The following is an 8,053-nucleotide window of genomic DNA, read 5'->3' on the forward strand; positions in this document are numbered from 1 at the left end:
CCGCACGCTACCCGTCAGAGGCGGTCGTCCCGACCAGCGGGACCTTGGTCCCGAATCGCAGGCTGGCGGTCATCGGCCGGGCCGTCCGACACCGGCGCGGGCCGGCCGGCACCGGCCACCGCGTCCGGACCCCGCGTGCTCCCGTCCCGCAGGGCAGCGTCCGCCGGGCCGTCGCAGCCACCCGGGCGGCGGGCCAGCCGCAGCACCAGCCCGGGCAGCACGCTGACGGCGGCGCAGGCCAGCAGCTCCGCCGCGTCGAGCGGCTGCGTGCCGAGCAGCTCCCGCAGCGGCGGCAGCAGCACCCCGGCGACCTGGAGCAGCGCGGAGACCGCCACCGCGACCGGCAGCGCCAGGTTGCCGCGCCGGGCCCCGGGCGGTCGCGGCGCGCGGACCGCGAGCGCCACCCCGAGCTGGGCCAGGCCGAGCACCACGAAGACCACCGACTGCCAGGGCCGGTCCCAGTGCGCGGCGAGCACGCCGGCACCGAGCACCACGGCGGCGATCAGCCCGCCGGTGACCAGCACGTCCCGGCCCAGGCCGGCCCCGAGCACCGACTCCGACGGGGAGCGCGGCGCCCGGCGCAGGGTGCCGGGCTCCGCCGGCTCCGCGCCCAGTGCCACGCCCGGCACGCCGTGGGTGAGCAGGTTCACCCAGAGGATCTGCGCCGGCAGCAGCGGTACGGCCAGCCCGAACAGCGGGCCGAGCAGCATCACGGCGATCTCGGCGACCCCGCCCGAGAGCGCGTAGCGCAGGAAGCGGCGGATGTTGTCGTAGATGCGGCGGCCCTCACCGATCGCGGCGGCCACCGTGGACAGGTCGTCGTCGACGAGCACCAGGTCGGCGGCCTGCCGGGCGACCTCCGTACCGCCGCCCATCGCCACCCCGATGTCGGCGCGACGCAGCGCGGGGGCGTCGTTCACCCCGTCGCCGGTCATCGCCACCACGTGCCCCCGCGACTGGAGGCCGGCGATGATGTCGAGCTTCTGCTCCGGCTGGGTCCGCGCGAACACCCGCGCCTGCGGGTGCGCCCGCGCCGGGTCGCCGTCGTCGCCGCGTACCACCGGGTCGCCCTCGCGCCAGAGCCCCAGCTGGCCGCCGATCGCCGCGGCGGTGGCCGGGTGGTCGCCGGTGACCAGCACCAGCCGGACCCCGGCGTCGTCGAAGCTGCCCGCGATGTCGGCCGCACCCGCGCGCAGCGGGTCGCCGACGGCGACCAGCCCCACGGGCCGCAGCCCGACCGGCCGGGCGGGATCGGCCGGCGGGGCGTCCACCACGGCGGACGCGACGGCCAGCACCCGCAGCCCCTCGGCGGCCAGCCGGTGCGCGACGGCGGTCAGCTCGGCGATCTCCTCGGCGGAGGCGTCGACCAGCGGCGCGGCCAGCACGTTCTCCGGCGCGCCCTTGCACACCACCAGGTACCGCCGGTCGCAGGAGCGGTGCACGGTGGTCATCCGGCGCAGCTCCTGGTCGAAGGGGTGCTCGGCGACGCGTGGCCACGCCGACCGGGTGAGTTCCGGGTCGAGGCCGCACCGGCCGGCGAAGGCGACCAGGGCCGCCTCCAGCGGGTCGCCGACGGCGGCCCACTCCGGCCGTTCGTCGGTGGGCGGGGCCAGGGTCGCGTCGTTGCAGAGCAGCCCGGCGCGCGCCAGGCGGCGCAGGTCGTCCGGTACGGCCACCGGCGCGCCCCGCTGGTGCACCGCGCCCTGCGGCGCGTAACCGCTGCCGGTGACGCCGTAGCGGGAGCCGCCGGCGGTGACGACGTGCTGCACCGCCATCCGGCCCTCGGTGAGCGTGCCCGTCTTGTCCGAGGCGATGACGGTGACGGAGCCGAGCGTCTCGACCGCGTGCAGCTGGCGGGGGATGGCCCGCGCCCCGGCCATCCGGCGGGCGCCGAGGGCGAGGGCGAGGGTGACGACCGCCGGCAGCGACTCGGGCACGGCCGCCACCACGAGACTCACCGCGGTGACCGCCATGTCGACCACCGGCCGCCCGCCGACGACGCCGATGACGAAGACCAGTCCCGAGAGCACCACCGCGGCGAAGCCGAGCATCCGGCCGAGCCCCGCGAGGCGGCGCTGCAACGGGGTGGCGGCGGGCCGGGTGGACGCCACCAGGGCGGTGATCCGGCCGAGCGCGCTCGCGGCGCCCGTGCGTACCACCGTGCCGGTGGCCCGCCCGGTGGTGACCACGGTCCCGGCGCTGGCATCCTCGCCCACGGCCCGGGTCACCGGCACCGACTCTCCGGTCAGCGCCGACTCGTCGACGCTCAGCCGCGCCGCCTCGGCGAGCAGCAGGTCCGCCGGGACCACGTCGCCGGCCTCGACCCGCACCAGGTCACCACGGACGAGGTCGGCGGCGGGCAGGACGACGTCCCGGCCGTCCCGGACGACCCGGGCGGTGGGCGCGGCGAGCTGGTCCAACGCGGCGATCGCCCGGTCGGCGCGGACCTCCTGCACCACGCCGATGGCGGTGTTCACCAGCACCACCAGCACGATCACCGCGGTGTCCGGATAGTCGCGCAGCACGGTGGTGACCACGGCGGCGGCCAGCAGCAACGCCACCAGCGGGTCGGTGAGCTGGTGCAGGACGCGCCCGCCCAGACGGCGTCGGGCCGGCGCGACCGCCGCGTTCGGCCCGTCCGCACGCAGTCGCACGGCGGCCTCCGCCGAGCTGAGCCCGGCCGCCGGCCTGGTCGAGGTGTCAGCGGGCACCGGTACGCCCCCGTGGCCGCCGTACTCCGCACCGTCCCACATCGTCCTCCGCCCTGCCGGCGCCGTCGCGGCGCACCGTCCCGATCCCACCCTCGTCCCGGCGGACGGCACCGGCCAGGGGAGTTCCGCCCGCCCGACCCGGGACCAACGACCCTGCCGCCCACGGCCGGCGCGCGGGCGCGACGCCCGATCCGGCAGCGCCACCGGTCGTCCCGGCCATAGGTCCGGTGTGACGCGGATCCGGCAGCACCACTGGGCGTCCCGGCCAGCCGGGCGGCCAGCGGTCCGGTTGTCGGTGGTCGGCCCTATCCTCGGGCCCGTGACCGCCGAGCTGCGCCTGCGCCCCGTCCGCGACGACGACCTGCCCCACTTCTTCGCCCACGAGCAGGACGCCGAGGCCAACTGGATGGCCGCCTTCGGTCCGGAGGACCCGGCCGACCGGGAGCGCTTCGACGCCCACTGGCGCCGCGTGCGCGCCGACGAGCGGATCGTCCCGCGCACCGTGGTCGTCGGCGACGAGGTCGTCGGCCACGTGGTCGCGTTCCCGGCCGATGGGCGCACCGAGGTCAGCTACTGGATCGACCCGCGACGCTGGGGCCGGGGCCACGCCACCGCGGCGCTCGCCGCGCTGCTGCGCGAGCTGCCCCGACGGCCGGTGCACGCCCGCGCCGCCAAGGACAACCGCGCCTCGCTCGCCGTGCTGCGCAAGTGCGGCTTCGTCGTCATCGGCGAGGACCGGGGGTACGCCAACGGCCGGGGCACCGAGGTGGAGGAATGGGTGCTGGAGCTGGCCGGCGACTGACCCGCCGCCGCCCGCCGGGTCACCGCATCCGCGCGAGCACTACTCTCGCGGGGTGAACTGGCTGGAACTGATCGGCTGGACCGGCTCCGCGCTGCTGGTCTGGTCGCTGCTGCAGACGCGCATCCTCCGGCTGCGTGCCCTGAACCTGGTCGGCTGCCTGATCCTGATCGGCTACAACGCCGCCGTGCAGGTCTGGCCCATGGTCGGGCTGAACGTCGTACTCGCCGTGATCAACGTCTGGTACCTGCGGACCATGCTCGCCACCCGCCACGACGAGGCCACCTACCAGGTGGTCGAGGTCGGCGTCGACGACCAGTTCCTGGCCCACACGCTGAGTGTGCACGCCGCCGACATCGCCCGGTTCAACCCCGGCTTCCGCTGGCCCCCCGGCACCGCCGCCGAACGCTCGGCGTTCCTGGTCGTACGCGCCGACGAGGTGGTCGGCGTGGTGCTGTCGCACGCCGAGGCCGACGGCGTGGCGCAGGTCGACCTCGACTACGTGACCCGGCGGTTCCGGGACTTCACCCCGGGCGAGTTCGTCTACCGGCGCAGCAGCCTCTTCACCGACCGCGGCTTCCGTCGGGTGATCACCCCGCCCGGCATGGTCGCCCCGTACTACCACCGGCTGGGTTTCCGCCCCGAGGGCCGCTCGTACGCCCTCGACCTGCCCGCCCCGCCGGTCGCCGGGCGGATCTGATCACATCCCGCCCGGGGCGAGGATTCGCCGGCCGGTCCCGTGGGCACAGAGTGCCCTACGCCGGCCGGGGCCTTCGGCCGGCGGTGCCCGTCGTACCGGCGGGCACCTGTCCCGCGTGAGGAGAGCCGGGCGTGCAGAGCATCTGGACCCAACTGGCCCTGGTCGGCGTCCTGGTCGTCCTCAACGCGGTCTTCGCGGGCAGCGAGATGGCCCTGGTCTCGCTGCGGGACAGTCAGATCCAGCGGCTGGAACGCACCAGCCGGGCCGGGCGGGTGCTGGCCCGCCTCGCCAAGGACCCGAACCGCTTCCTGGCCACCATCCAGATCGGGATCACCCTCGCCGGCTTTCTGGCCTCCGCCGCGGCGGCGGTGTCGCTGGCCAAGCCCCTCGTGCCGCTCCTCAGCGCGTTCGGCGGCGCCGCCGAGACCGTCGCGATCGTGGTGGTCACCCTGGCGCTGACCTTCGTCACCCTGGTCTTCGGCGAGCTGGCCCCGAAGCGGATCGCCATGCAGGCCGCCGAGCGGTGGGCCCTGCTGGTGGCCCGCCCACTCGACCTGCTGTCCTCCGTGACCCGGCCGGCCGTCTGGGCCCTCGGCGCCACCAGCGACCTGGTGGTACGCCTGGTCGGGCTCAACCCGAAGCACGAGCCCGACGAGATCGGCCCCGACGAGCTGCGGGACATCGTCGCCGGCAACCACGGCTTCACCAAGGAGCAGCGGACCATCATCGCTGGCGCCGTCGAGATCGCCGACCGGCAGCTGCGGGCGGTCCTCGTACCCCGGTTGCAGGTCTTCACGCTCGACAGCGGCACCACGGCGGAGGCCGCGCGGCTGCTGCTGGCCGCCACCGGCCACTCCCGGGCGCCGGTGGTCCGGCACGGTGGCCTCGACGACGCGGTCGGCGTGATCCACCTGCGTGACCTCGTCGGCGTCCCCGAGGACCGGCCGGTCGACGAGTGCGCCCGCCCGCCGATGCTGCTGCCGGACTCTCTGCCGGTGGTGGACGCGCTGCGGCAGTTCAAGGCCGAACGCCAGCACATCGCCCTGGTGGTGGACGAGCGGGGCGCGGTCGACGGGATCGTCACCCTGGAGGACATCCTCGAGGAGATCGTCGGGGAGATCTACGACGAGACCGACCGGGACGTGCGCTCCGTGCGCACCGAGCCCGACGGCGCCCTGCTGCTCCCCGGCACCTTCCCCGTGCACGACCTCGTCGATCTGGGCGTCGAGCTGCCCAGCCGGCCCGGCGGCGACTACACCACCATCGCGGGCCTCCTGCTCGCCTGCCTCGGCCACATCCCCACCGTGGCGGGGGAGAGCGTCGTCGTGGACGGCTGGGAGCTGGAGGTGACCCGCATCGACCACCGCGCCATCGTCGGGGTCCGGCTGCGCCGGCAGGCCGAGCCGGCGCCCGACGGGGCCGAGGCCGTGCTGGACGAGGCCCGGGGCTGAACGCTCCCCGCTGCCGCCGTGCGGCAGCGCCGTCACCGTGCCTCGGCCGGCAGCGCCGTCACCGTGCCTCGGCCGGTCGGGCCGGGCGCTCGGCGGGTCAGGCCGGGTAGAGGTTCTGCAGCCGGACCTGGCCGCGGGCCACGAGCCGGGCGTCGGCGTCGGTGATCTCCACCTGCCAGAGCTGCTGGCTGCGCCCCCGGTGCACGGGGGTGCCCACGGCGGTCAGCTCGCCGTCGCGGACCGCGCGCAGGAAGTCCGTCTGGTTCGACACGCCCACGACGCGTCCGCGCTCGCCCAGCCACAGCGACCCGCCGATGCTGGCGGCCGTCTCGACCACCGAGCAGTACACGCCGCCGTGCTGGATGCCGAACGGTTGGTGCAGCTCGGGGCGGACCTGCCAACGGATCACCACCCGGTCGCCGTCGACCTCGTCGAGCTTGAGGCCGAGCAGCGCGACGAAGCCACCCGTCAGGTCCGGCATCTCCACGGCGTTCCCTCCTTGATCACGACGTCGCCAGCCTACGCCGCCGGCCACCCGGCAAACCCGGTACGTTCCGTCCCCGGTCATGGGGGAGAATCGGTCACCGTGACCGACAGCAGCCCCCCGCCGCCCGGGCGGGAATCCCTGACCGATGACCTGCGGTGGCGGGGCCTGATCCAGGACTCCACCGGCCTCGACGAGCTGCGTGCGCTGCTCGACGGCAGTGCCACCACCTACTACGTGGGCTTCGACCCGACGGCGGCGAGCCTGCACGTCGGCCACCTCATGCAGGTCGCCACGGCCCGCCGGCTCCAGCTCGCCGGGCACCGGCCGCTGCTGCTCGTCGGCGGCGCCACCGGGCAGATCGGCGATCCGAAGGAGAGCGCCGAGCGGAGCCTCAACCCGCCCGAGGTGGTCGCCGGCTGGGTGGCGCGGATCCGCGACCAGCTCGCCCCCTTCGTCTCGTACGAGGGGGAGAACGCGGCGCAACTGGTCAACAACCTGGACTGGACCGGCGAGATGTCGGTGGTCGAGTTCCTCCGCGACGTCGGCAAGCACTTCCCGGTCAACAAGATGCTGGCCCGGGAGGTGGTGAAGGCTCGGCTGGAGAGCGGCATCAGCTTCACCGAGTTCAGCTACCAGCTGCTCCAGGCGAACGACTTCTTCGAGCTGCACCGCCGGCACGGCTGCCGGCTCCAGTTCGGCGGCTCGGACCAGTGGGGCAACATCACCGCCGGCGTCGACTACGTCCGCCGGCGCGGCGCCGGGCCCGTGCAGGCGTTCACCACGCCGCTGGTGACGAAGTCCGACGGCACGAAGTTCGGCAAGACCGAGGGCGGCGCCATCTGGCTCGACCCCGAGATGACCAGCCCGTACGCGTTCTACCAGTTCTGGGTCAACGTCGACGACCGGGACGTGAGTCGCTACCTGCGCTACTTCAGCTTCCGCTCCCGGGAGGAGCTGGAGGCGCTGGAGAAGGAGACCGCCGAGCGGCCGGCGGCCCGGGCGGCGCAGCGGGCGCTCGCCGAGGAGCTGACCACGCTGGTGCACGGCGAGCGGGAGATGGCGCAGGTGGTCGCCGCGAGCCAGGCGCTCTTCGGCCGTGGCTCGCTGGACGGGTTGGCGCCGGCGACGCTGCGGGCCGCGCTGACCGAGGCCGGCCTCGTCCACGTCGACGAGCTGCCCGACGTCGCCGGGCTGCTCCGGGACTCCGGGCTGGTGCCGAGCCTCAAGGAGGCGCGCCGGGTGATCGCCGAGGGCGGCGCCTACGTGAACAACACCCGGGTCACCGAGACCGACGCCACCGTGGGTCCCGGCGACCTGCTGCACGGCCGGTACCTGGTGCTGCGTCGCGGCAAGCGGTCGTTCGCCGGGGTCGAGCTGCGCGGTTAGCCGTACGGTCCCGACGTGACGTGGGACGCCTCCGGTGGATTTGACGATCGATCCGCCGGAGGCGTAACTTTCTCTCTGCCAGCGCGGAACGGACGAACAGGGTGAAAGCCCTGGCGAGGCCGGAGCGCGGTGAGGACCATCGGTCCGGGTGGGGTTCTCCCACCAGGATCGACACGGGCGGTGCCCCGGATCCGTCGCGAGGCGGATTTGGCGAGGCGGAGCCGACCGGGTAAGGTTCACGGCCGGCAGGGATCCGGGCGAGCTCGCGGGAAACCGCGAAGCGGCCGGTCTGCCGAACTTCCCGAAGACCGTCGGCGAGAGTCGACGCCATCGGGATGCCCGGAAATGGGTTGAAGTGGTGCGGATCGCTACGAAGCGGTTTGACACGGCGGAAACCACCGGGTAACGTAGTAAAAGTGCCCGGCGCGGGAAGCGGCGGGTGCGGTGAACGAAATGCCCCGGGTCGGGTGCTCCACGGTGTGGGGTTTCTGGGCGGTGTGTGGTTGTTCTTTGAGAACT

General features: G+C 74.6%; 6 protein-coding genes. 4 read left to right on the top strand and 2 right to left on the bottom strand.

The genetic code is table 11. The annotated features are described in order from the left end of the window. Positions 1-14: 14 nt before the first annotated feature. Entirely contained in the window at positions 15-2,753 is a 2,739-nt protein-coding gene (locus ACPXCB_RS23780; protein WP_425877734.1) for a cation-translocating P-type ATPase, read from the bottom strand. A gap of 277 nt (positions 2,754-3,030) precedes the next feature. Between ACPXCB_RS23780 and ACPXCB_RS23785 the strand changes: the two genes are divergently transcribed. The 3 genes from ACPXCB_RS23785 to ACPXCB_RS23795 all read left to right on the top strand — a co-directional run bounded on the left by ACPXCB_RS23785 (position 3,031) and on the right by ACPXCB_RS23795 (position 5,661). Further along, positions 3,031-3,513, top strand: a complete 483-nt coding sequence (locus ACPXCB_RS23785; protein WP_425877735.1) for a GNAT family N-acetyltransferase — start codon at positions 3,031-3,033, stop codon at positions 3,511-3,513. A gap of 52 nt (positions 3,514-3,565) precedes the next feature. After that, entirely contained in the window at positions 3,566-4,210 is a 645-nt protein-coding gene (locus tag ACPXCB_RS23790; RefSeq protein ID WP_151455540.1) for a YgjV family protein, read from the top strand. A 131-nt stretch (positions 4,211-4,341) separates the two neighbouring features. After that, a complete protein-coding gene (locus tag ACPXCB_RS23795; RefSeq protein ID WP_425877736.1) occupies positions 4,342-5,661 on the top strand; it encodes a hemolysin family protein in 1,320 nt (439 codons plus the stop codon). A 97-nt stretch (positions 5,662-5,758) separates the two neighbouring features. Here the strand turns inward: ACPXCB_RS23795 and ACPXCB_RS23800 are convergent, their stop codons facing one another. Continuing rightward, positions 5,759-6,142, bottom strand: coding sequence for a PaaI family thioesterase (locus ACPXCB_RS23800; protein WP_192581459.1), 384 nt, complete (start codon positions 6,140-6,142; stop codon positions 5,759-5,761). A gap of 105 nt (positions 6,143-6,247) precedes the next feature. On the opposite strand from ACPXCB_RS23800, the gene tyrS reads away from it, so the two are divergent. Beyond that, the gene (gene tyrS / locus ACPXCB_RS23805; RefSeq protein ID WP_425877737.1) at positions 6,248-7,534 is read left to right on the top strand and encodes a tyrosine--tRNA ligase; all 1,287 of its coding nucleotides are present in this window, start codon (positions 6,248-6,250) and stop codon (positions 7,532-7,534) included. The last annotated feature ends 519 nt before the right edge of the window (positions 7,535-8,053 follow it).

Source organism: Micromonospora sp. DT62 (assembly GCF_049847285.1).
Lineage (GTDB): Bacteria > Actinomycetota > Actinomycetes > Mycobacteriales > Micromonosporaceae > Micromonospora > Micromonospora reichwaldensis.

Excerpts from the sequence above, each read along its gene's own strand:
- ACPXCB_RS23780 (WP_425877734.1), bottom strand. The coding sequence starts at position 2,753 with ATGTGGGACGGTGCGGAGTACGGCGGCCACGGGGGCGTACCGGTGCCC.
- ACPXCB_RS23800 (WP_192581459.1), bottom strand. The coding sequence starts at position 6,142 with ATGCCGGACCTGACGGGTGGCTTCGTCGCGCTGCTCGGCCTCAAGCTC.